The organism is Mycobacterium sp. OAS707, from assembly GCF_014873705.1.
Taxonomy (GTDB): Bacteria; Actinomycetota; Actinomycetes; order Mycobacteriales; family Mycobacteriaceae; genus Mycobacterium.
The window spans coordinates 313,686-336,817 of sequence record NZ_JADBDS010000005.1 but is presented as its reverse complement, the minus strand read 5'-3'; the positions used below and the strand labels follow the sequence as shown (position 1 = coordinate 336,817).

The 23,132-nt window shown below is 63.4% G+C and carries 18 protein-coding genes and 1 pseudogene; 6 read left to right on the top strand and 13 right to left on the bottom strand.

Annotated elements, in window-relative coordinates:
• Window positions 1–37: 37 nt before the first annotated feature.
• From GGC64_RS30135 to GGC64_RS30125, 3 genes are all read right to left on the bottom strand, one after another.
• Entirely contained in the window at window positions 38–1,291 is a 1,254-nt protein-coding gene (locus GGC64_RS30135; protein ID WP_192726248.1) for a cytochrome P450, read from the bottom strand.
• Window positions 1,292–1,329: 38 nt separating this feature from the next.
• Window positions 1,330–1,518: a ferredoxin gene (locus GGC64_RS30130; RefSeq protein ID WP_192726247.1), complete on the bottom strand. Its 189-nt coding sequence runs from the start codon at window positions 1,516–1,518 to the stop codon at window positions 1,330–1,332.
• Window positions 1,519–2,089: 571 nt separating this feature from the next.
• Window positions 2,090–2,539, bottom strand: coding sequence for a pyridoxamine 5'-phosphate oxidase family protein (locus tag GGC64_RS30125; protein ID WP_192726246.1), 450 nt, complete (start codon window positions 2,537–2,539; stop codon window positions 2,090–2,092).
• A 301-nt stretch (window positions 2,540–2,840) separates the two neighbouring features.
• Between GGC64_RS30125 and GGC64_RS30120 the strand changes: the two genes are divergently transcribed.
• Window positions 2,841–4,052 carry a CaiB/BaiF CoA-transferase family protein gene (locus GGC64_RS30120; protein ID WP_192726245.1) on the top strand — a complete coding sequence of 404 codons (1,212 nt, stop codon included), beginning with the start codon at window positions 2,841–2,843 and terminating at the stop codon, window positions 4,050–4,052.
• Here GGC64_RS30120 and GGC64_RS30115 read toward each other — a convergent pair.
• The 3 genes from GGC64_RS30115 to GGC64_RS30105 form a co-directional block, all read right to left on the bottom strand.
• Window positions 4,049–5,359, bottom strand: coding sequence for a TetR/AcrR family transcriptional regulator (locus GGC64_RS30115; protein ID WP_192726244.1), 1,311 nt, complete (start codon window positions 5,357–5,359; stop codon window positions 4,049–4,051). The two genes, GGC64_RS30120 and GGC64_RS30115, sit on opposite strands and share 4 nt — an antisense overlap.
• Window positions 5,360–5,430: 71 nt before the next feature.
• A complete protein-coding gene (locus GGC64_RS30110; RefSeq protein WP_192726243.1) occupies window positions 5,431–6,072 on the bottom strand; it encodes a VOC family protein in 642 nt (213 codons plus the stop codon).
• A 159-nt stretch (window positions 6,073–6,231) separates the two neighbouring features.
• Window positions 6,232–7,539: a response regulator transcription factor gene (locus GGC64_RS30105; protein ID WP_192726242.1), complete on the bottom strand. Its 1,308-nt coding sequence runs from the start codon at window positions 7,537–7,539 to the stop codon at window positions 6,232–6,234.
• A 393-nt stretch (window positions 7,540–7,932) separates the two neighbouring features.
• On the opposite strand from GGC64_RS30105, the gene GGC64_RS30100 reads away from it, so the two are divergent.
• From GGC64_RS30100 to GGC64_RS30085, 4 genes are all read left to right on the top strand, one after another.
• The gene (locus GGC64_RS30100) at window positions 7,933–9,162 is read left to right on the top strand and encodes a S9 family peptidase (protein WP_225952643.1); all 1,230 of its coding nucleotides are present in this window, start codon (window positions 7,933–7,935) and stop codon (window positions 9,160–9,162) included.
• A 58-nt stretch (window positions 9,163–9,220) separates the two neighbouring features.
• Window positions 9,221–11,545, top strand: a complete 2,325-nt coding sequence (locus GGC64_RS30095) for a pyruvate dehydrogenase (RefSeq protein WP_192726241.1) — start codon at window positions 9,221–9,223, stop codon at window positions 11,543–11,545.
• A gap of 34 nt (window positions 11,546–11,579) precedes the next feature.
• Window positions 11,580–12,092, top strand: a complete 513-nt coding sequence (locus GGC64_RS30090; RefSeq protein WP_192726240.1) for a hypothetical protein — start codon at window positions 11,580–11,582, stop codon at window positions 12,090–12,092.
• A gap of 334 nt (window positions 12,093–12,426) precedes the next feature.
• Window positions 12,427–13,296 carry a hypothetical protein gene (locus tag GGC64_RS30085; RefSeq protein ID WP_192726239.1) on the top strand — a complete coding sequence of 290 codons (870 nt, stop codon included), beginning with the start codon at window positions 12,427–12,429 and terminating at the stop codon, window positions 13,294–13,296.
• Between the two features lie 52 nt (window positions 13,297–13,348).
• On the opposite strand, the pseudogene GGC64_RS30080 reads toward GGC64_RS30085, so the two are convergent.
• The 7 genes and pseudogenes from GGC64_RS30080 to GGC64_RS30050 form a co-directional block, all read right to left on the bottom strand.
• Window positions 13,349–13,787: pseudogene (locus GGC64_RS30080) on the bottom strand (hypothetical protein).
• Between the two features lie 66 nt (window positions 13,788–13,853).
• On the bottom strand, window positions 13,854–15,089 hold the full coding sequence (locus GGC64_RS30075) for a CaiB/BaiF CoA-transferase family protein (RefSeq protein WP_225952642.1): 1,236 nt from the start codon (window positions 15,087–15,089) through the stop codon (window positions 13,854–13,856).
• A 116-nt stretch (window positions 15,090–15,205) separates the two neighbouring features.
• Window positions 15,206–16,675 (bottom strand): aldehyde dehydrogenase family protein, encoded by a 1,470-nt coding sequence (locus GGC64_RS30070; protein ID WP_192726238.1) that lies wholly within the window; start codon window positions 16,673–16,675, stop codon window positions 15,206–15,208.
• Window positions 16,676–17,055: 380 nt separating this feature from the next.
• Window positions 17,056–18,096, bottom strand: a complete 1,041-nt coding sequence (locus GGC64_RS30065) for a hypothetical protein (protein ID WP_192726237.1) — start codon at window positions 18,094–18,096, stop codon at window positions 17,056–17,058.
• A 16-nt stretch (window positions 18,097–18,112) separates the two neighbouring features.
• The gene (locus GGC64_RS30060) at window positions 18,113–18,652 is read right to left on the bottom strand and encodes a hypothetical protein (protein WP_192726236.1); all 540 of its coding nucleotides are present in this window, start codon (window positions 18,650–18,652) and stop codon (window positions 18,113–18,115) included.
• A gap of 320 nt (window positions 18,653–18,972) precedes the next feature.
• Window positions 18,973–21,123, bottom strand: a complete 2,151-nt coding sequence (locus GGC64_RS30055; protein WP_192726235.1) for an acyl-CoA dehydrogenase — start codon at window positions 21,121–21,123, stop codon at window positions 18,973–18,975.
• Window positions 21,124–21,142: 19 nt separating this feature from the next.
• Window positions 21,143–21,301: a hypothetical protein gene (locus GGC64_RS30050; RefSeq protein ID WP_192726234.1), complete on the bottom strand. Its 159-nt coding sequence runs from the start codon at window positions 21,299–21,301 to the stop codon at window positions 21,143–21,145.
• 591 nt (window positions 21,302–21,892) lie between these two features.
• On the opposite strand from GGC64_RS30050, the gene GGC64_RS30045 reads away from it, so the two are divergent.
• The gene (locus tag GGC64_RS30045; protein WP_192726233.1) at window positions 21,893–23,086 is read left to right on the top strand and encodes a thiolase family protein; all 1,194 of its coding nucleotides are present in this window, start codon (window positions 21,893–21,895) and stop codon (window positions 23,084–23,086) included.
• Window positions 23,087–23,132: the final 46 nt, after the last annotated feature.

The window sequence follows — 23,132 nt, the reverse complement described above, 5'->3', positions numbered from 1 at the left end:
CCGTCGGCCGTGGCCGTCCGACAGCCGGCCGTCGCGCTTAACCGGGTAATCGGCTCTCTGCGGACTTACGCCGCCCGGGCGTAAAGGTGATCGGAAGGTGCCGTACCGCGTATACCGCACTGGCATCAGCATAGCGAACCACTTCACTTCTGCGCACAGCCAGATCCGGTGCCCGCGTGAGCAACTCACTGATCATGATCTTGAACATGGCCCTGGCCAGATTTGATCCCAGACACCGGTGCACGCCGAGTCCAAATGCCATGTGACGAGTAGCTTTGCGGGATAGGTCGATCGTGTCAGGATCGTCGAAGTGGTTCGGATCACGGTTGGCCGCGGCATACATGACGAATACCTGCTCACCCTTTTTGAGCTGTCGTCCGTGGAACTCGGTGTCCTTGGCCACCGTCCGCGGCAGTCCCAGCGTCGAAGTTGCATAGCGCAGGAACTCCTCAGTGCCCTGGTCCAGTACCGATGGATCGGCCAGGATTTGTTTGCGCAACTCGGGCTGGGCATCGATGAGCAGCAACGCATTTCCGCATAGGCCGGCCGTCGTGTCCATGCCACCGAGGATGAGCAGGAACACCATGTTGGCCAGTTCGTCGTCGGTGAGCGCGCGACCGTCGCGTTCTGCGACGACCAGTTCGCCCAGCAGCCCCGGCTGGGGCTCCGCCCTCGCCGAGCCGATTGCTTGGTAGATCGTGGCGAACATGGTCATCACCTTTGTCGCCGCGCCTTCCGGGTCAACAGTCGGATCGTGAACAAAACCGTGTACCCACGAGACCCACTCCGCCCATCGCGAAGGGTCAAGCCCTAACATGCGCAGAATCAACTGGGCCGGCAGCGGCGTGAACAACTCCTCCGCCACGTCGGCTGTTCCTCGCTCGATGAACTGATCGATGAAATCGGTCGTCATCTCTCGGATGATCGGCTGCATCTCACGAACCGAGCCGGGCGATAAGGCCGACAGTAGGAATGAGCGGTACATGCCTAGTTCTGGCGAGTCGTAATCGATAGGTACCAGACCGCCGGTGCCGGGCACCGGCGGTACCCCGCGACCGTGCTCGGTGGGTCTGCTGCTGAATACCTCAGGTGTGTGCAGGGCTTCGAAGGCCACGTCATATCCAGTCAACAGCCAATATCCGCCCCACTGGCTGGATTTCGCGATGGGGCATTTCGACTGCAACTCCGAGAGAGCCGGGAACGGATCGCGTGCGTACTCCGCAGAATGGTGGTCCAGGTCGGTATCGAACTCGTCGGCTTCTCGCCGCGGCGAGTTCTCGGTTGATGTCATCTGTTGACCCCGTGGTGTTCTCGTGTTGTCGTCGGCGGTTAGGAGAGGGTGAAGACGCGTTCCGGGCAGGCTTCTGCACCCTGACGCGCTCTGTCGACGTCCTCTTGTGGCACTTCACCCGATGTCGAGGCGATGTGGCCGATGTCGTCGAGCGTGAAGTAGTCATCAGACATCAGGGCACACAGCGCGTGACCCTGGCATTTTGAGCTGTCGATCTCGATGTGCATCGCTACTCCTTCGAAAAGTGGCCGGTTACCCGCAATTCGTGCCCCCAACGGGTGTCGGCACCGAACGGTTTACCTGCCCCGCGCGGGCACTGCGTCCTTCTGACAGTCATCGACGCCCTCTCAGTCCCGGTTCCATCCGGCTCCCCCAGCAACCGATGTGAACCAAATGTAGAAAACAAAGGATGTCCGTTGAATGTCGATGCACCGATACCGTTCTCTTGGCCGATGCTGACCGGCGGGGTAAGGGTTGCCGGCCCACGTGCCACGTTCTGGAAGCGCGGTGGGTGGGCTCGATCTGGTGTCCGGATCCCTTGGCCCTAGCCGTTTCTGGTACTCATGGTGGTGGCCTTGCGTGGCCGGGCCGGTGAGGTGCAGCCAGCAATCCGCGGCCTTGCGATGGTCCCGTAACCGTCTGTATTTCATGCGGCCCCAGCGCATCACGTAGGCGGTGGTGCGCGATAGGAGTGGATAAAGCGAACGGTAGAACGCCTCGCCGGTCAGGCGATCCGTGGCCTAGGCAGACGAGCCGAGCCCAAGTCAGGGAGAACGCCGAATACGACTAGCCGAGACGTCACACGTCGCCGGTGAAGTCGGCGCTGATCCAGCGGTCGGGGCGGATGGTGTACATCACCAAATTCGCTGCCCACTCTTCCTCGCTACCCTCCATTATTTTGAGGTGTGCGCGTCCACGCTCCTCGCCGAGGTACTTGATGGCGGAGGCCTCTAGCATGTCCGCCGGGGCGGGACAGACGGTTTCAACGACGGTGCCCTCGACTGCCACGTACTGATAAGGCGGCTCCTCGCGCTGCACCAACAGCGTCACCACACCGGCCCGGTCCATCAGCCGCGCCTTACGGGTTCCCTTCCCGGTCATGATCCGAATGTTCCCGCCCGGCGTGTAGTCGTACCCGAGCGGGGCGCTGGCGGGGGCCCGGCCATCAGTGGCCGCCACTGACAGCACCGCGATACGCTTCGGGTCGGCGAGAAACTGCTGGCGTTCGGTTTCAGTGAACGGTCTCATGCCCGGAAACTAGCCAATTCTTCATGTCGCGTTGATGTCATGACGTCGCGGAAGTTTTCTGGCGTGATGTCATCCGCCGCCCCCTGCGGAGCCGCGACCCAAGCCGCGGCGCCCCGCGGTCAAACGCCCGATCTTCCAACCCCTAAGACACGGTCGGCTCGTCCGCTACCGATCAACAGCCCCAGCTGTTCTCAAGAGGTCGTTGTGATGTTGGGACCACTGCAGGTCTACACACAAGTGACATCACCGCGCCCATAGCCTTGAAGACCGTCGGGCAGTGCGCACGCGGAGAGGAACAGCCATGGCTCGGGCCCTGAGCGGGATCCGCGTGATCGACATGACGTCGACGGTGATGGGACCGTCGGCCACGCAAATGCTTGGCGACCACGGCGCGGACGTGATCAAGGTGGAGTCAGCCGCGGGTGACACCACCAGACAAGTGCCTCCGCATAAAAGTCCAGACATGGGCGTGGCATACCTGCAGCTGAATCGCAACAAGCGCAGCGTGGTGCTCGACCTCAAGCGCGACGCCGATCGGGATGCGATGCGCGCACTGCTCAAGACCGCCGACATCTTCATCTACAGCGTTCGCCCCGCCGCGATGGCGCGGCTGGGATTATCCCCCCAGGAGGTGGAAGCGCTTAACCCGCAACTGATCACGGTGAGCTTGGTCGGGTTCGGTGAAGGTGGTCCCTATGCGGGCCGACCGGTATACGAAGACCTGATTCAGGGGCTTACGGCCGTGCCTTCCCTGCTTATGCAGGCTGGTTCGCCACAGCCGCAGTATGTTCCCGTCGCGTTCAATGACCGCGCGGTCGGGTTGTATGCCGTCGCGGCGATACTCACCGCCCTGTTTCACCGGCTCCGCACCGGTGAGGCTCAACACATCGAACTGCCGATGTTTGAGTCCATGGCCCAGTTCGTGCTTGGGGACCACATGGGAGGCCGCTCCTTCGAACCTCCGTTGGGCCCTCCGGGTTACGCCCGCACGCTGACTCCCGAGCGTCGCCCGTACCAAACGGCAGACGGATATGTGTGCGCGATCATTTATACCGACAACCATTGGCGGGCGTTCGGCAAGCTGGTTGGCAGGCCCAACCTGATCGACGAGGACGAGCGGTTCGCGACGCTGCGGTCACGGACCATATACGCCCACGACACGTATTCCTTCGTTCGAGAGATCATGCCGTCACGGACGACAGTGGAATGGCTGAAACTGTTAGCAGAAGCCGATATTCCGGCAACGCCATTGCACACGCTGGAAACGATCTTCGACGATCCGCATCTCAACGCCACCGGGTTCTTCCAGCGCACGCAGCACCCAACTGAAGGGACCCTGCTGAGCGTTCGCGGACCCGCCAATTGGTCGAAAACGCCGCCCGCCATGATCACGCCGGCTCCCAGGCTCGGCGAGCACACGGGGCAAGTGCTCTCAGAATTGGGCTATTCGCCCGCCGAGGTGCAGAAAATCACCGGCTCCTCGGCGGACTCGGCCGGGCGCGGCGACCGCTAACCACCGTTGAACAGCGCGCGTTGAACGACATCCTGCATGACCGATACGATCCGCTCGTCGGAAACGTCCGGCTCGATCTCCATCAGGGCCTCAGGCAGCCGGTCGAGCATGGCGACGAACACAGCCGCAGCAACGTCGACATCCAGAGGATACTGACGCCGCACCCGTCCTAACAGCGCCCGCGCGGTCTGGTGGGTCACCACCATACCGTTACGGTGCCTTCTCAACAGCTCCTCATCAGCAACGACACCTTGCGCGATGGTGCGAAACACCCCAATGTAGCGGCGGCTGAATAAGACGTAGTCCGAAAGCCATTCTCGCAGTTGGTCATTGGACTCGTTGGTCGGCTCGAGAGTTATGAGTCGTTCTACGAGTCCGACGCCGGCCGCGCGGTACTCGCGGGCCAGTGTGCGCAAAAGTGCCGGTTTATCCCCGAAATAGCGGTAGAACGTGGCACGGCCGACCCCTGCCGCTGCGGCCAAATCATCGATACCTGTGCCGTTGTAGCCCCGGTCGGCAAACAGCCGAGCCGCTGCAGTCAGGATTCGCCCGACGGTCTCACTGGCCCGGGGTCCCAACGTGGACCCGGGCGCGGCGGACTCGGCTTCAAGCTCCACCAAAGGTTGGCGTGAAGTCGTTGGGGCAGCGTGGATTTCACTGAACACCGCGGCCGGGGTCTCCGGAAACAACATCAACTGCATGCACACCGCCAACCCATCGATGGAGTGCTCGGCGTCCGGTAGTGGCACAAGGGCCTCACAGCGCAGGTAGTTGAAGTGGTGCACGAGACTTGTGAGCAACAACGCCCCAGTGTCAGCCTCCATGCTCGCCATGCCGCTGGCCATCAAACGTTCCGCCACGCGCGCGCTATAGGAACGGATGAACCGCACCACCATCGCTCGAACATCGGCGTCGGAGGCTTCCACCTTCGTCGCCTCGACGAACATCGTCGCGTAGCGGTCATAGACCCATGCCCAAGCGCCGATCCACCAGTGCAGCGTTTCGAACCCTTGGGCGGTGGGTCCGAGCGGCCCAAGCCGGCGAGCCAGCCGCATCAGCTCCGCGCCGCATGACTCCAGTAGCTCGGTGAAGATCTCCTCTTTGCTGCTGAAGTATTGGTAGAGGGTGGCACGCGAAGTTTCGGCGGCATCGGCGATTTCGTCGACCTGCGTGCCATAGAAACCGCGCTCACCGAACAGCCCTAACGCCTCTGACAAAACACGCTGCCGGGTGCGGGCGCCCTTGCTACCCACGACTGGATTGGTGGGCCAGTATCCCTCGCGACGCAAAAGCTGACGTTCTGACATCATGTACAGGCTACGTCAGCCGCGCGGTCCGCGGAGGATCTGCGCACGTCGGAACCAGTGGAATCGCCGCGTCAGCTGTCGTGGGAAGGTGGCGGCTTGTGCAGCTCGGCGATCATCGCCGACAACTCGGGGCCGACGGCGGTCCCTTTCTCCTCGGCCAGTTGGACTGCCGAACGTTTGGCGGCGACCCACTCAGTCAACGCCGTCGCCGCCGCATCGGCTTGATCGTTCCAATCCGGTTCCAGCGGAGTGGTGATCTCCAGCCGAACGTCGTTGATCGGGTCACGGAAATAGATGCTATAGACGATGCCGTGGTCGACTGGGCCGACGACCTCGAGTCCGTGCGCGAGCAAATGCCGGTGCCATGCATCTACCTCGGCAACCGAATCGGCGTGCAACGCCAGGTGGTCGAACGTGTCGTAGGCGGCATGGGGAGGTGGAGGACGGTCAGGCAGGCCAGGCGCTTCGAAGAATGCCAGGGTCGACCCGTCTCCCAGCCGGAAGAAGATGTGGAAGTAGGGAATCGGCTCACCCGTTGACGGAATCTTGCCGTCCACCACCGCTTGGACGAATTTCATGTTCATCACGCGGGTGTAGAAGTCCACGGTGGCCTCGGCGTCGGGCGTCACGCGGGCGAAATGGTTGAGCATGCGAGGCGGGGTGTTGACCACAGCGGGCGCCGCGCTGCGTGGGGAAGAATCAATTTGGCTCATCGATGTCCTAGACGACGTAGGTACGGGTGCAATGACTCGACGGTAGGAGCCGTGACGTGTCATGGAGATGTCGTCTTTGACGTGAACGCCCGGGCGTATGCGCGCACACTGCGATCGAGGGGCACTTGACCGGTCAGCGGCTCTGACAAGCCCAATGCATCAACAGACGGCGACCGCCGGTTCGTCGACGCCGCTGAACACGGTTCCCAACACCGCCGCTGCAGATTCCAGCACGATGCACTCCTGAGTTGTGAACGCATTGCCGCTGCGGCGGGCGAAGCCAACCTGTCCCCACGCCGAATTGTGGTCGATCAGCGGTAGCGACAAGTGGGATCGACACTCGGCGACCCGCATCAAACGCGACGAACGACGGTATCGCGTACCGGCCTGCGGGGTTTCAACATAGCTACGTATCTGCCGGGAGTTGACGGTGTCGGCCGCTAGGGATGATTCGGTCAGCGGGATGCCCGCGGCCACGGCATGTTCCCACTCCGGCGGCATCCCCTGTTGAACTACAAGTCTGAGCTGGTCCATACTCACCCCCCGGGTGAAAACGGCGGCGCCGTCACAAATTCCGGCCTCGACCACGGCCTGGACCAGCAGCTCGCACGCGTGGGTGCGGTCTTGCGCACTGATCAAGGACTTGTTCAGGCTGCGTAGCATCCTGGCTAACACCAACGTGGTGCTCTCCTGCGCGGTGCCACTGCGCGCGGAATCGCGGTCGTCACCGAACTCCACTACCGGCCGGTCGAACAAGTATCCGAGTCCGCGAACCAATTTGATGAAGCGAACTTGTCCGCAATCATCGACGAGTTTGTTGCGCAATCGATTGATTTGCAGGCGCAGCGCGTTCCGCTCGTCGGTGTACTTCCAGTTCCAAACCGACTTCAGGATGTCGTCGTGTTTGACCGCGATTTGCGGCCGTGCCATGAGCAGTCGGAGGATGTCGAATTCGGTTGGGGTGAGATCGACTTCGCGTCCGTCGACGAACGTGCGTCGTGCCCATAGGTCGATCGTCAGATCTTCGGCCTCTAGAAACCGCAGCGTTGGTTCGTTGATTCGGGCATGGCGGACCAGCGCTTTCGCAGCAGACTGCACCAGTTCTGAGCGCGAGGTGGACGCCAACACCATGTCGGCACCCAGACGCAACATGGTCGCTTGCCGCTGCTCGAGCTCAGACGACAAGGCGAGCACGGGTGCCGTGGTCACAGGCCGCAACGCCTTGAGCACCTGAGATAGCCACCTCGAACTGTGCCCACACACCACGATCAGGCCGAAACTTCGGATCGAAGCCAGCCATTGAGCGCGCTCGGCATCGCAAGTGACAACTGGATTCCAACCGGCACTGCCGAGCTGGCGCGCGGTGTCGCTGAATTGCGCGGCGGACTCGAGGACCACTAGCGCGTTGCCGCCCTGCGGTGCCGCACCTACTTGCTGCTGGACGGTCGCGCCTTCAATGCGCCTCATCGCGGTTCCAACCCCGGACTCCGATGGCCAAAGACTTCGCTCACGATCACACCACTCCTGTTCGATCGTCCGATCCAACCGTATTTCTGACACGGAGTACCAGTACGACGGGAATATACTCCGCGCTACAAGGCCGCGTCCACCACCCTGCGCAACCTCATTGATCGAGGCCCTGCGAGGGACGGCAAGGTGGGAGGATCAGTCATGATCCCTGGCCGCCAGCCGCGCAGTGGTGTGCACTGACTTGCGAGAGCTGACGTGATCACCTTCGGGTGCGGTCCGCGGCACCATTGGCCGCCTCCGCAGATCGCGCGGCCTGGATCAACCTAGACGCCGTGTCTCGATAAATCAGACGGGGTAACCGATAACTTCGTCTGCGTCACCGAGAACGAGATGGGCCGATTTTCCGCCCAACTCGAGGCGCCATTCCTCTCGACACACCAACGACATCCGATGGCGATGATCCTGGGAATCGTGGACGACTTGCTCAACGAACGGTTACTTGGCATCCCGATGGCCACCAGCGGCGACGTGGACGTGTATTCGGGAGTCGCGAGGCTTTCCGGGCGGATCTGGGCACGCGAAGTTCGCCCCGCTGATGCCGGCTGCCGCACTGCGGTGCTCTTCAATCACCCCACCTCGAACTTCCTCGGGCATTACCTGCTCGAGTCGCTCGCCAAGACCGGTGTCGCCGCGGTCGGCATGTGTACTCGCTATGTCGGCAACGACAGCACCTTGATGCTGGAGAACTGCGTGCTCGACGTCGACGCGGCGGTCAAGCACCTGCGACGTGACTATGACCATATTGTGCTGCTCGGCAATTCTGGCGGAGGCGAGCTCACTCCCCTATTCCAGGGTCAAGCCGAGAAGCCCACGATCACCGGTTACCCGGGCGGGGGCGGGGTGGACCTCACCAAGGCGGGACTGGAACCCGCCGATGCCGTGATTCTGCTCAACGCGCATCCCAGCCGAGCGATGATCCGGACTCTGTGGCTAGACCCTGCGATCATCGACGAGGATCGCCCGTTCGATCGCGATCCAGCCCTTGACATGTTCAACGCGCAGAACGGCCCGCCGTACTCCGACGAGTTCGTCACCGCCTATCGGGCGGGACAGCGGCGCCGCGCCGAAAAGATCACCGCATGGGTGAAAGCCAAGATGGCCGAAGTCAACCAGCGTTTCGATGGAGCGCTCAACGACATGCCCTTCGTAGTGCACGGGACGACGGCCGACTTGCGCTCGCTCGACGGATCGATCGACCCCAGTGATCGCCCGTTGGGCAAGACCTTGTGGGGGCGTCCAGACGTCTCGAACTACTTGCCGACGTCGCTGGCACATTTCAGCTCATTGCGGTCATGGCTCAGCCAGTGGAGCCTGGCTGACACGAACGGAGGCGCCCATAATCTGCGAAGCGTTTCAGTACCCATCCTGATCCTGCATGGGACGGCTGACGAGGCGGTACCTCCCGTGCATGTGCAGGACTTCATCTCCAACATCACCCACGACGACTGGGAATACCACCAGCTGCCGGGGGTGACGCATTACTTCGAGGGCAAACACGACCTGTTCGACACAGTGTCCAAGCAGATCCACCAATGGTTGGACCAGCACAACTTGCTCTAAGACGTGATGGGCGTTCGCCTTTGCACCTGGCTCACTTTTTGGCATAGAAGGGCGATGCATGCTGACAGCACAGACCACACATTCATCGCCGACCGATGACATCGATGCGCTGGAAGAGATCGCTGACCATGTCCTATGGCTGGCCACCGCAATCATCCATCACGCCAACAGGATTCGTCCCAATCCTGGTGGGATGAAGGTCGGCGGCCACCAGGCTTCCTGCGCGTCGATGGTCGAAATCATGACGGCGCTGTACTTCGAGCACCTGCAAGCAGGTGACAGGGTGTCGGTCAAGCCGCATGCCTCACCGGTGCTGCACAGCATCAATTACTTGCTCGGCACCCTCGATGAGGGCCATCTGAGCCGACTGCGTGAACTTGGCGGACTGCAAAGCTATCCCAGTCGAACCAAGGACCCCGATCCGGTCGACTACTCGACCGGATCGGTCGGAATCGGAGCGACCGCACCGATTTGGGGCGCGGTCGCGCGCCGCTATGTCGACACCGTATTCGGCGGCGCAGGAAAGGGCAGGCAGTACTCCCTTGTCGGTGACGCGGAATTGGATGAAGGAGCGGTGTGGGAGGCGATCCTCGATCCTTCGGTGAGCGAACTCGGTGAGCTCGTATGGATCATCGACATGAACCGTCAGTCGCTCGACCGCATCGTGCCCAACATCGCAGCCGGTCGGATCGCAGAGATGTTCTCGGCAAATGGGTGGCAGGTCATCGACCTCAAGTTCGGCAAGCTCTTGGACACACTGTTCGAGCAACCCGGCGGTGAATGGCTGCGACAGCGGATCCTTGACATGCCGAACTCCGAATATCAACGCCTCTTACGCTGCTCTGCCGAGGATCTGCGGTCACGGTTGCCCGGCGAGGGCCCCCATGCCGCAGCCATTGCGACACTGATCGCCGACCTCGACGACGATGCACTGGTCCGCACTTTCGCCAACCTGGGCGGGCACGATCTGCGCTCACTACGGGAAGCGTTTACTCAAATCGACGACACCCGGCCAACGGCCATCATCGCTTACACGATAAAAGGCCACCGGCTGCCGATCCAGGGGCATCCACAGAATCATTCGTCGTTGTTGACCGCCGAACAGTTCGACACGCTGGCGACGCGGTTGGCCAAAGATCCAGCACGGCCATGGGTTAGGCCCACCGCCAACTCGCCGGCCGCAGGCATCTGCCGGGCTGCCGCGGAGCGCCTGCGCCGCAGCGCAATCGATCCTGTCGCCCCCCCAGCCGTTCCCGTGGCACTTGGACGAAAACCATTGGCCCTCACAACCACCCAGGCCGCGCTCGGCCGTACACTGCTGGACCTCTCGCGGGAGGCTCCAGAGGTCGCAAGCCGGGTCGTCACGGTCAGCCCCGATGTCACCTCCACTACCAATCTCGCCGGATGGCTGAACAAGGTCGGCGTCTGGTCTCCGAGCGAGCGACTCAACTGGTTTGACGACGACACCGAGACCATCATGCACTGGCGCGAGCGGCCCACCGGTCAGCACATCGAACTCGGCATAGCTGAAACCAACCTGGTCAGCCTGTTGGGTGAGCTTGGTGTGACGTGGAGTCGCTGGGGTCAACCCTTGTTTCCCATCGGCGTTGTCTATGACCCGTTTGTTGAGCGTGCCTTGGAGCCATGGTCTTTCGGAATCTATGCGGGAGGACAATCAATTCTCGTCGGTACACCCGCCGGGGTCACCTTGTCGGCCGAGGGCGGGGCCCACCAATCGATCAAGACGCCGTCGATCGGCGTTGAGCAACCCGGTTGTACGGCATACGAACCGGCATTCGCCGTCGAGGTCGAGTGGATACTGCTGCATTGTCTGTCGCGGCTGGGCCGCGCCGATGGGCGCTCAGCATATCTTCGACTGTCCACCCGCCCAGTCCAGCAAGAACTGTGCGCGCTTCCGCACGATCCGGCCGCGGTCGAACGGCGCAGACGCCAGGTCATCGCCGGCGCCTATCCAGTGCGTCCGTGCCCGCGGCCGGCGGTGACGATCGCTGCCGTGGGTGCTATGGTCACCGAAGCTCTTGATGCCGCAGACCGGTTGGCCTACATGGGAATCAGCGCCGAAGTCGTCTGCATCACCAGCGCGGGTTTGCTTTTCGAGGCGATGCAGGGACGCCATGGCCGTAGTGACTCTCCTACCTGGATACTCGACCAGGTCTTCCCGGCCGAGCATGCGGCGCCCATGGTGACTGTTCTCGACGGGCACCCTCATACGTTGGCCTTTCTACCGTCCATCAACAAGGTGCCCGGCAGGTCGCTGGGCGTCAGTGAGTTCGGCCAGTCCGGCGCCCTAGAGGAGGTCTTCGGCTGGCATGGCATCGACACCGACAGCATCGTGCGCGCCGCGCTCGACCTGGTCAATTGACTGCGCACCGCGTAGAAATGAAAGGGATCGTCGTATGAGGGGTGGACCGTCGATCAAGCACCTCGATGACGTACCGGCCGAGGAGATGCTGCGCTATGAATTCGCCGATGGCCGTACGGCGTCGATATGGGAAAAGTGGATTGAACTGTCACCGAGATACGTTGCGTTCTGGAACAAATGGGATCCTGGCGCCATTTCCCCACGGCATGGCCACGTCGGCGATCACAGCAATTTCATACTGGCTGGCGAGCTCCGCTGCGGGGACATCGTCGCGCGCGCCGGAACACACATCATGCTCGAATGGGGCGACGTGTTCGGACCCTGGGAAGCCGGCCCACACGGCTGTGAGTTGTACGGGTTCATCGCGGGCGAGGGCCAGCCGTTCAGCGGTGACACCGCCGCCTACGATGCACTGCTGAAAGCCAGGGGGGCTCAGTCTGTTCCGCTGCCCATGCCTAAACACCTTCCACCGTGGATACTCGCCAAGCTCGGCGGCGACTTCACGTCATCGGTCACGCAGTGGGATGCCGATGGTCGCATCCGGTGAGCTGACCGACTCGCTCGCGTCGTGTATCGCTGAACCGCTCGGCGGTGAGTCGATACCGCCTTCGGCTCGCTCGGTCACGTCGGTGAGCGTAAAGGCGTCGCGACCTCACGAAGACGACAGCGGGGTCAAGTAAGACGCCATAGTCAATGGCAAATCCCGGCTCTCTTATCGATTGGAATCTGCTGCGCGACAGGCGATCCTCAACATGTCGACAACATGTCGACGTCCGGATGTGAAGCCGTCTAACGTCGCCAAGTGTCTCCATGATGCTCTAAACTGAAATAGACTCTTTGTGTTCAAATCGTAAGAGCGGTAGGCAGTTTGAGGAGACGCGATGTTCGATGGTAAAGATCTCATCACACTTGACGGCGATCACCTCGACATCAGCTTCCGTGCCGAAGAGGCCTGGCCGTCGATGACCCCGGCGGGGTCGATCAAGTATTACGCGTTCGGCATCGGCGACCCTCAGTCCGGTCCCGTGGTTCAGCTCGGCCTGATAACCACCCTGGCCCATGAACCACTGGACTGGCGCCACGTCGTCGATCCGCCGCACTTTCACGGCTGCGATCAGTTCCGGGTGCTCGTCGGCGGCGAATGGAACGTCGCCGGCAGACCGTTGCACGCCGGCGGATTCGTTTTTCAGGAAGCGGGCAAGGTTTACCGTGAGCATCCCGCATGCGATGACCCCGCCTGGCTCGTCCTGGTGATGGGCGACCGCCGGGGCGCACTGCCCACGATCATCAACGACGCCGACCGCGAGTCGATGATCGACGGTGGCGAGTACTTGCAGCCCGCCCAGGCGGACGCCTACGCGCATCCTGCCGGGCCCAAGGGAATTCCGGCGATCGCCACCAGCGACGGCGCCTGTTCGCGCGGATATCTGTTCCGGTCGCTAGCCGACCTCGACGACGGGACATCGTTCACCGGTGAGTGGGGCGATGCCGAGGTGGGCCCATCCGTCGAGATGGTGCGCGCCACACCTGGCCAGACGATTCGTCCGGCCAGTGTCTGCGGCACCGAGCAGTTGATGGTCGTCATCGCCGGCAGTGCTGACATCGGCTCTCACGAGTACGCCCGCGGCGACATGCGCATACAGGCCACCGACGAACCGATGGATGCGATCGTCGCGGGTCCCAGCGGATGCCAGCTGGCGATCGTCGTCGCCGACCGCCGGCACCAGCCGTTGGCTGCCGAGATGGTCTAGGTTCACGCACCTACTCGCGCGAGTGGCACTCGCTCTGCTCGCCACGCAATCTTCACCACACGAGGCCGCGGATGATCTCGGCCTGAGGGATATCTTCCGCCGCAATCAATCCCGCGGGCGCACCGCAGATCCAGTCGATGGTGTTGACGATGCGTGCCGCGGTGGAGACACATCCCGCCTCGGTGACGTCGAGCGTCGGGTGCGAAACGTGTGTGTTCAGCGCGACACGCGGTTCGCCCTCGACCACCACACGGTGCACCCCGGGCTTGCCGTCGGGCGGGTACTCCCAGTGTGGCGCGGCGGCTGCGTCAACGTCGTCCGTCGCGACGATGCCGGTCGGCTCGGTCAAACCGCACAGCTCGGCTGCGTCCCGGCCGACCTTGTGGACTCGCGGCGTGCACACCGACGAGTTCGAGATCCGGTCTGCCGATGATGGCCCGCAACGAATGCTGTCCGACGTTGCCGGTAGAGAACTCGACTACTGTGCGCATTCGGTCCTCTCGAGAAGGTCTGTGAGATGCGGACGCTCGGGTCGCACCCGATTGCCACCTCACCTGCTAGCTGACCGCTCCACCGATCTTGAGTTCGATGATCTCTTCGTCGGAGCGGCCCAGTTCGCGCAGGATGTCGTCGGTGTGCTCGGCGAACAGTGGCGCCCGGGTCAGCTGCGGCGGAGTCCGGTCGAACTGCACCGGGCTCGCCACCAATCGACGCGGCACGCCCTCCGCATCCGTGACCTCGCAGATCTGGCCGAGCGCCCGCAGCGTCGGATCGTTGCCCACCTCCCAGTCGTTCTGGACAACGGACCATTGACCTTCCATTCCGGTAAAGGCCTGCACCCACTCGTCTTTCGTCCGGCCAGCGATGATGTCCGAGACAATTTCGCTGGCATCCAGCGCGTTGGCCATGATCTTCTCAGCGGAGTCGAAACGCTCGTCGGACGCCAACTCCTCGCGCCCGACGGTGCGACAGAACTCCGGCCAGTATCGCCCCGGCTGCAGCATGGTCAACATCAGCCACCGATCGTCGGCGGTTCGGTAGGCCGCCGCCAAAGGGTTGCTGGCTGAACCATGCTTGGGTGCAACCACTTTCGGCAGCGGTCCGCCTGCCATCAGCGAGAGGTTCGTCTTGAACTGCGTCGCCCACGCGCCGACTCCGAGCAGCGACACGTCGACGACGGACGGTTGCCCCGTCTGGCCGCGAGCGAACAACGCAGCAGCGACACCGCCGGCGATGGTCATTCCACCTATCGAATCGCCGTAGGCACCGGTGGGCATGCCGATGAACGCATCGGAGCCCGCTGGTGTCACCGCGTCGCCGCTGCCGCCCCGTGCCCAGTACGCCGTGCTGTCGTAGCCTCCCTTGTCGGCTTCTGGACCGGAGTAGCCAAAACCGGTGCCCAGCACGTAAATAATGTCGGGGTTCACCGCCTGAATGTCGGCGACGTCGATGCCGAGTTTCGCCCGCGCCTGTGGCAAGAAATTCGTCAGGAACACGTCGCTGGCGCTGACCAATTCGTGCAGAACCGACGTGGCCTCCGGCCTATCGAGCGCCAATCCGATACTGCGCTTGCCCCGGTTTGGACCTTCCATGATCGGCACGAATGACGACCCCTTGACGACGGTGTCCAGACCTAGCACCTTCACCAAACCGCGCTGGGCATCACCGGTTTCGGGGTGCTCGACCTTGATGACGTCCGCGCCCCAGTCCGCCAGGACGGCGCCGGCAGCCGGCACAAAGGTGAATTGAGCGACCTCCAGAACACGGATGCCTTCCATCGGTTTTGGGGGCATGACCGAAACCTCGCTATCTGTGTGCCTACTCTGAGCGGCTGGATGACCGTGAGTACTCCGAATGATCAGGCCGTGTCGGTGCCAGAATGAGGATGGAGATGAATCAGTTTCCGCCGTTAGTCGGGGTAGCCGATGGTTCTGATAGTCAGGTATTCGTCGAATCCCTCTGCGCCGCCCTGTCGGCCCCAGCCGCTCATCTTGCAGCCGCCGAACGGCCCATCGGCGCCGTACGCCATACCGCCGTTGACAGACATGATTCCGGATCGGATTCGCCGGGCCACCTTCATGGCTCTCTCCTGCGATGCGGACGCCACGCCGCCGGCCAGGCCATACTTGCTGTCGTTCGCGATCCGCACCGCGTCATCTTCGTCGTCGTACGGGATGGCACAGAGCACCGGTCCGAAGATCTCCTCGCGGGCGACGGTCATGCTGTTATCCACATCGGCCAGAAGCGTTGGCGCGACGTAGTAGCCTCGCTCCAAGTGTTCCGGCCTGCCGCCACCGGTAACCACGCGGGCGCCCTCAGCCTTGCCCTTCTCGATGTATTCGAGGACTACTTCCAATTGGCGGCGGTTGACCAGCGGGCCCGAAACCGTCTGCGGGTCAGTGGGATCGCCATATGGCACCTGCCCTACAGCGGCACCGAGGATTTCTACGGCCTCGTTGTATCGCGAGCGCGGGAGCAGCACCCGGGTATTGATCACACAGCCCTGCCCCGCGTGCACGCATCCCACGAACGCGGCCTGCTGAAGTACCGCGTCCAGGTCTGCGTCGTCGAGCACGATCAGCGCCGACTTTCCGCCCAACTCGAGGAACGTTCGCTTCAGCGTGTCGGTCGCTAGCCGCGCAATCCGCTGCCCAACCCCGGTCGAGCCGGTGAAGGACACCATATCCACCCGCGAATCGGTCACCAGCCGTTCGGCCACCGTGTTGTCTGACGTGGGTACCACGTTGAGCACACCCGGGGGCATGTCCGTCCGTTCGACGGCAAGCCGTCCCAAACGTGTCGCGTTCCACGGCGTGTCCGGCGCCGGCTTCAGCACGACCGTATTCCCCGTCGCGAGGGCTGGGCCGAGCTTGTTCAGTGTGACCTCCAACGGGAAGTTCCATGGAGCGATGGCGGCCACTACGCCGACCGGTTCGCGCCATACCACGCGGTGGCTGGGCGCGAAGAAGTTGGTGTCGGGAAGCGCGCGCTCCCACGCGAAGGTGTCCATCATCGCGATCGGCGTCTTAAGCGCTTCCGCCAACGGCCATTCCAGTTGGGCGATGTATGTGATCGAGACGGGGGTGCCCACCTCGGCCACGAGTTCTGAGCGCAACGCCTCCTTCTCGTCCTCGAGGGCATGTTGAAGCTGGCTCAGGCACCGCTTGCGCAGCTCTCGGTCTGTGGCCCAAGACGATTCGTCGAAAGCCCTCCGTGCTGCGGCGATGGCGCGGTCCATGTCATCGGAGGCTGCATCCGCGGTCTGCCCGAGCACTTCCTCGGTGGCGGGATTGATGTTGTCGTAAAGTCTGCCCGAGCTGGCCGGGGTCAAGCTGCCGTCGATGAGCATCCGGCTCTCTCCGGTCAAGATCGCGGTCATGCGTCCCTCCGAGTGTCAGTTGCTGGTGAGGGCGCACACGCTGCCCAAGAACCACATACGACAAGGATTCCTTCCGTCGGCTTTGGGTCCCGTGGGCAACCCCCTGCTGGTTAGCCGACGCTACGGGAGCAAGAATGTCACTTGAATGTCGATGGTCAAGGCCCGTTGGCTGCGAAGGTGAGAGTTCGGCACCCAACCGACACCAGGCCAGTGGTCGCTCTTGGAATTAGTCCACTTGCGTGCTCCCCCAGGCGATCTCCGGGCTCAGCTTGTTCCTGAGAGACCCGTCGCGCTCCAGGGTTCGCCGACACAACTGACACCCCACCGGGACATCTATCTAACTCGAGACTCACCGGATGCCGTCGGGGCAATGGGTTCGATCAAGCGATGGGAACCGTCTGCGGCACCGTGAACGCGCGCGTCGGGATCATGAGTGAGTGCCAGCCGGCGACGCCCCCGGCCACCAGGAGGTGCACGCGGTCCTCGGGCATAGGGATCGTCGTCGGCGGCTCCTGGGGGTCACGGCCGCGGTTGATGAGCTCGAGCTTTTCCGCGATCGACGGCAGCTCGATGTCGTAGTGGTCGTTCATGACCGCGGTCAGCTCGTCCTCGACGCGCTCCTTCGTCCACCCTTCGGCGCAGAAGGCGCGTGCGTGCTTCGGTGAGAGCACGAACAGTGCGCTCGTGTCCGGCCACGGACCTAGCCGGTTGCCGCGGACGTAGTCGAGACACCTGCTGAGAATCAGCAACAGCTCCTCGACTCGCTGCGGTACCTGGTGGTAGTTGACCGGCATGGTGCCGGTGGCCGCGAATACCGTGACAGCGCTACCGCCCTCGGCGAACGGCGCCCACGGGCTCTCTTCTTCGTGCTCGCCCATCACCATCGCGGTACGCCCAGGCATCCCGAACTGCACGTCGAACAGGCGGTCAGGCGTGGCGCCGCCGATGTTGCGCAGAACCAGACGTACCGCCCGGCCGATCGTCGCATTGGCCCGGTGCACCATGCTCAACATCTCATGACTCGAACTGATGCCCAGCTCGCGGCGGACGGGGCCGTTGAACACGAGCAGCGGCGCCGAGCTTGCGAGGAAGTTGGCCCCGTTGTCCGACGCCGTGATGGCCTTCAGGGAGGCGAGAACGGCGGGAAAGTACTCGGGCCGGCAACCTGCCATCACTGCGTTGGCGGCGATCTGGACGTTGGTCGCGGGAGTGCTGGCGTTCCCGAGGCTGTACATCGCACCGGGTGCATCACCGCCGAGGGTCACGTGTACCTGGCGCGGATCCCGTCCACCGAGCATGGCGTCGACGCGTTCTGGCGTCGGCGGCACGGCCGGCAAGCCGTCGGACCAGCCTTTGTCGAGGAGGGCCTCCCAGTGAAGCTCGAAGCCGTCGCCGTCGACCGTGAGGTCGACCGTGTTCATCCCTGCCGGCACGGAACTAACGACCCATCGGCGTGGTCAGTGCCGCCATGATCTCCTCGTACTTCTCCTCGGCGAGGATGCGGACCTCGTCGTCGGTGAGGTCGTCGAGGAACTGCGGCAGGGTCACGATGCGGAGCTCGGGCCAGCCACGCGCCTCCGCGGTGCGTCGAGCGAGACCGACGAGGTCGGGCGTGATCAGCGTCACCGTCGGCACGCCGAGGGCCTCCAGCTCGCACGCGTCCATCACAGCCCACGGTGCGCAACCCCCACAGCCGCCGAGGCCAGAGATCGCCCAGTCAACGGTGCGGCCGAACTCGTGCCACCGCGCGAGCACCGCCCCGGAACGCGGGTGCGTGCCGTCGACCCGCTCCGAGCCGCGCACGTCGTACTTGGCGGAGATGAGCTCCTCGAAGGCCCGCGTGAACACGTCGAACTTGGCCCAGAACTCGCGGAAACCGACGACCATGCCGTTGACGGTGGTGGGACGGTCCGACATCTGATGGCGTTCGACGGTGAACCGCGGTGCGGTCGGGTCAACGACCTTCAGGTTGGGCATCTCGCTCCCCTCCGTCGAACAAACGTGTCGACGACCATTTGGTCGCGCAATGCTTGACAGACGTCGCGGAGTCATCCACGAGTGTCCTAGTCCCTTCCTGAGACGGTGTCGAACTAATCGTCGTAATCCACCTGTATCGGCCGCTCGATACGGCCGAACCGGTGCCCCGAGCGGCAGTTGAGCAATCGATGGACACGCACCGCTTGGCATGTACCTGCCGGTAGGCGGTCACCGCCATGGCACGCGTGGCGCAACCGGACCGGCGCGCGTATATGACGCAGCCGATTCCTACTGTGGCACAGGGCATTTGATTCTCCGATCTACTTGGCCATCGGTTCTCGGGGCAGCCCGAGAATGCGTTCGGCGATGAGATTTCTCAGGACTTCGGACGTCCCGCCCGCGATGGTCAGGCACCGGCTGAACAGATGGTCGCGCAGGACTTCACTTTCGTCTCCGGTGAGCAGGGAGCCCCCCGCGATGCGCAGCGCCAGCTCGGCGACTCGTTGGGCATGCTCGGCGCCGAACAGTTTGGCGATGTTGCCCTCTATACCGGGTCCGGCGTCGAACACCGCACGGGCGGCCTGCCGAAGATTCAGTGCGCCAGCGGCATACGACTCGATGAGTAGTGCACCGACGTCGCGTGCCAGCCCGCCGTCGGTGGGCCGGTGACGTGCGAGCAAGTCGAGCAGCGCATCGGCGGCCATGGTCACCGAACCGCCGCTGATCGACACCCGCTCATTGCCGAGCGTCGCCATTGCGACTTTCCAGCCGGCGTTCACCGCGCCGACGACGTCGCGGTCGGGCACGAAAACGTTGTCGAAGAACACTTCGTTGAACAATGTCTCGCCGGTGATTTCGGTCAGCGGCTGGATCCTGACACCGGGATCGGCGACGTCGATGATCATCGCGGTGATGCCCTTGTGCTTGGGCGCATTCGGATCGGTGCGCACCGTGGCCAGGCCCCGCTGACAGCCCATGGCTTCGCTGGTCCACACCTTCTGTCCGGTGACTGACCAGCCGCCGTCGACCTTTTTGGCCTTGGTGGCCACCGCCGCCGCATCCGAGCCCGCGCCCGGCTCACTGAAGAGCTGGCACCACCGCAGGGCGCCCTCCAGACTGGGCCACAACAAGCGTTCGATCTGCTCGTCGCTGCCGTGCTGCAGCAGCGTCGGCATCACCCACGCCCCCAGTCCGATGCTGGGTTTCTCGAGTCCGTCGAGCACGTCCTCGATGATCAACTGCTCGACGGAGTCCGCCGCCCTGCCATACGGCTTCGGCCAATGCGGCTGGAGATATCCGCTGTGAGCCCAAAGTTTGTGTTGTTCGGCGGCGTCGGTGCGCATCAGCTCCGCCCGAAATTCGTCAGCGGCTTTGCGATATTGCTCTGCCTCTGGTGGCAGGTCTACTGAATCACGGCGGCGTTGGCCCTCCTTCTGTAGTTCGGTCACCTTGTCGTGCAACGCCTCTTGCCCGCCCGCGAACGTGAGTAGCACCGTTGCCCTCCGGACGTACAGGTGGGCGTCGTGCTCCCAGGTGTAGCCGATGCCGCCGTGCACCTGCACGTTCTGCAACGCGACCCGCTGATAGGCGGGCAACACGTAGCCAGCGGCCATCGTCGCGGCCAGTTCGGCCTCGGACCCCTTGGCGCGCGCAGCATCCCACGTGACCGCCACCGCAAGTTCGGTGTCGACGAGCATGTTGGCGCAATGGTGCTTGACGGCCTGGAACGAGCCGATCGGACGACCGAACTGTTCGCGTGTCGCCGCGTAGGCCGTCGCCATCTCGGTGCAGGCGGCCAGACCACCCACTGCCTCGGCGGCCGCGAGTAGCGCGACGAGCCGGGCCGCGACGGGAGCGGCCTCCGGAAAGACTTCGGCGACAGGAGCCGACGATAGGCCCAGCACCGTGATCGGGCGCATGACCTGGTCGGTGGTCTCGATGCTTCGCGTCACGATGCCGGCGCCCGACTCGACGAGCACCAGATCGTCGCCGACGGGTATCAAGAAGATATCTGCGGCCGATTCAGCGAGAGCGGCAACGGCATTCGCAGTTACGACCGACTCCGACCGAGTGGCATCGCTGGCCGCGCCGATACCCGCGACGATGTCACCTGATGTCAGCCCCGGCAGCCATCGCTGGCACTGTTCGGCGGTCCCGATTTCGGCAATGATCGCCGAGGCAGCGACGGTCGGCAGAAACGGGCCGGCGATGGCCGCGCGGCCCAGCTGCTCGAGCACGATCGTCAACTCGGGCAGTCCATACCCCTCACCACCGAACTGCGCGTCGACGTGCAGGCCGAGCCATCCCGTGGAGACGATCTCCTTCCACAGGCCGTCCTTTAGCCACCAGCGGTCCTGCGTCTTTGGCTCGAGCAGGATGCGGCGCGCACCCGCCGTTCCCGAGCGTCTGGCGACGATCGACTTGGCGACGTCAGCGAGCGCGCGGTGGTCCTCGATTATCGCCAAAGGCATTGGCAGTACTCCATTCTCATCATGATTGTCGCCACGGCTTGTCGAACTGCTCGCGGTATGTCGCCTTGACGGCAGGGAGGCGACGCGGTGGCGACAGTCTGCGGGCGGACTTGCCGAGGTACACCGCGGGCAGTGGGCAGCAGCGTGTCGGGCAGCTACCCGCGGCCGATTCAGTCATTCGCTTGCACAATGAAACTCATCCGTCGCGTCGAAGCGCCTCACGCCGCGCATGTCGACGCGTCGGTCCTGCCTCCGCGCAGCAAACCGATCGATCGAACAGTCAATTTGCTCTGCTCCCTGCACTGAAGATGAGCGGCACGTCCAAATCCGTCCGACAGTTAGCAACGCCACCAACGACATCTCTAGAACTCCAAGCTGGGCTGCTACCTTCCGGCGAGTGTCAGGCCAGTTTCATGTCGGTGCCATGTCAGCTCGGTGGACCACACTGGCATGGTTTCCCGGATCGAGATCCGGCCGACACGTTGCGTCTCGGGTGACTTGGAGACAGGGCACAAGTCGACACCGCGATTCAATTCGAGGCGACCGCGGCCGCGGCAGAACCGATTTCCGTTGGTAGCCAATTCCGAGGTGTGCGTGAGGGCTGGGACCGTCGCAGATCTACACGCAAGTGACATCGCCGCGCCCGTAGCCTTCAAGCGCGTCGGGTAGTGCTAACGCAGAGAGGAACAGCCATGCCTCGGGCCACTGGATCTGCGCGACGGTCAGGGCCGCGGCGCGCCAGAACGTCAGCGTTTCGTGAGGCGCTCACATGAGCGGCGGTCCGTTCAACGGAAGAGCAGTTTTAACCGGAGCGGGCAAGTCGCAGGTCGGCCGCAGGCTCGGCCGAACGGGACTCGATCTCACGCTCGAGGCGGTGGTGCGAGCGATCGAGGACGCCGGGCTTGACGTCAACGACGTCGACGGAATCGCCAGCTACCCCGGGCCGGGCGTGCCCGACCCCGGGTTTTCCGGCGCGACCGTCCAGGAGGTCCGCAATGCGCTGGGGCTGCGGTCCCGCTGGTATGTTTCGGCGACCGAGACCGCGGGCCAAATCGGCCCGGTGATCGAGGCATGCATGGCAGTCACCCTGGGATTGGCCAACCACGTCGTCGTGTACCGATCGGTGTGGGAGTCCACCGCGGCGCAGCAGTCCGGCGGCGGCCGAGCGTCGGTACTCTTCGACGGTGGCGAACTGCCACCGCACCTGGAATGGGTGGCGCCTTTCGGCGCGTTGTCGGCGGTGAACTGGCTGGCAATGCCCACCCAGCGCTACATGAACGACTTCGGGCTGACCCGGGAGCATTTGGGCCACATCGCAATCAACGCTCGCAAGAACGCCGGGCTGAACCCGGACGCGATCTATCGCGAACCGATGAGCATGGACGACTACCTTGGCGCCCGAATGATCTCCGAGCCCCTGTGCCTCTACGACTGTGACGTGCCTTGTGACGGCGCGACTGCTGTGATCGTGTCGCGCCGTGACGCAGCGAACGGTTTGCCGCGGCACCCTTTGACGGTGGAGTCGGTAGGACCGGGACTGTTCGAACGCGCTACTTGGGATCAGCGCTTCGACATCACCACGATGGCCGCCCATGATTCGGCCGCCACACTGTGGGAGAACACGACCCTGACTCCCACGGACGTCGACATGGCACAGTTATATGACGGCTTCTCTTTCCTGACCGTTATGTGGTTGGAAGCCATGGGTTTCTGCGACCACGGCAAGGTCGGTCAGTTCCTCGACGACGGAGCGCGCATCGCACTGGACGGCCCGCTTCCAATCAACACTAGCGGCGGGCAACTCTCGGGCGGACGCTTGCACGGGATGGGCTTCTTGCACGAGGCGTGCGTGCAAATGTGGAGCGAAGGCGGCCATCGGCAAGCTCCAAAGTCTCCCGAGGTCGTCGCCGTGGGAGTGGGTGGCGGACCGGTGGCCGGGTCGATGTTGCTGACCATCCGGTAAAGGCGGCCAAACGGGTTGTGCAGGAATTCGCGGCCACTCGGGATGC

Bases quoted from the DNA above. Each gene is read 5' to 3' on its own strand.
- GGC64_RS30095 (WP_192726241.1), top strand. From the start codon at position 9,221: ATGCTGACAGCACAGACCACACATTCATCGCCGACCGATGACATCGAT.
- GGC64_RS30050 (WP_192726234.1), bottom strand. From the start codon at position 21,301: ATGACTGAATCGGCCGCGGGTAGCTGCCCGACACGCTGCTGCCCACTG.
- GGC64_RS30130 (WP_192726247.1), bottom strand. From the start codon at position 1,518: ATGCACATCGAGATCGACAGCTCAAAATGCCAGGGTCACGCGCTGTGT.
- GGC64_RS30065 (WP_192726237.1), bottom strand. From the start codon at position 18,096: ATGAACACGGTCGACCTCACGGTCGACGGCGACGGCTTCGAGCTTCAC.
- GGC64_RS30110 (WP_192726243.1), bottom strand. From the start codon at position 6,072: ATGAGCCAAATTGATTCTTCCCCACGCAGCGCGGCGCCCGCTGTGGTC.
- GGC64_RS30055 (WP_192726235.1), bottom strand. From the start codon at position 21,123: ATGCCTTTGGCGATAATCGAGGACCACCGCGCGCTCGCTGACGTCGCC.
- GGC64_RS30120 (WP_192726245.1), top strand. From the start codon at position 2,841: ATGGCTCGGGCCCTGAGCGGGATCCGCGTGATCGACATGACGTCGACG.
- GGC64_RS30100 (WP_225952643.1), top strand. From the start codon at position 7,933: ATGGGCCGATTTTCCGCCCAACTCGAGGCGCCATTCCTCTCGACACAC.
- GGC64_RS30125 (WP_192726246.1), bottom strand. From the start codon at position 2,539: ATGAGACCGTTCACTGAAACCGAACGCCAGCAGTTTCTCGCCGACCCG.
- GGC64_RS30135 (WP_192726248.1), bottom strand. From the start codon at position 1,291: ATGACATCAACCGAGAACTCGCCGCGGCGAGAAGCCGACGAGTTCGAT.
- GGC64_RS30090 (WP_192726240.1), top strand. From the start codon at position 11,580: ATGAGGGGTGGACCGTCGATCAAGCACCTCGATGACGTACCGGCCGAG.
- GGC64_RS30085 (WP_192726239.1), top strand. From the start codon at position 12,427: ATGTTCGATGGTAAAGATCTCATCACACTTGACGGCGATCACCTCGAC.
- GGC64_RS30075 (WP_225952642.1), bottom strand. From the start codon at position 15,089: ATGCCCCCAAAACCGATGGAAGGCATCCGTGTTCTGGAGGTCGCTCAA.
- GGC64_RS30070 (WP_192726238.1), bottom strand. From the start codon at position 16,675: ATGACCGCGATCTTGACCGGAGAGAGCCGGATGCTCATCGACGGCAGC.
- GGC64_RS30045 (WP_192726233.1), top strand. From the start codon at position 21,893: ATGAGCGGCGGTCCGTTCAACGGAAGAGCAGTTTTAACCGGAGCGGGC.
- GGC64_RS30060 (WP_192726236.1), bottom strand. From the start codon at position 18,652: ATGCCCAACCTGAAGGTCGTTGACCCGACCGCACCGCGGTTCACCGTC.
- GGC64_RS30115 (WP_192726244.1), bottom strand. From the start codon at position 5,359: ATGTCAGAACGTCAGCTTTTGCGTCGCGAGGGATACTGGCCCACCAAT.
- GGC64_RS30105 (WP_192726242.1), bottom strand. From the start codon at position 7,539: ATGAGGCGCATTGAAGGCGCGACCGTCCAGCAGCAAGTAGGTGCGGCA.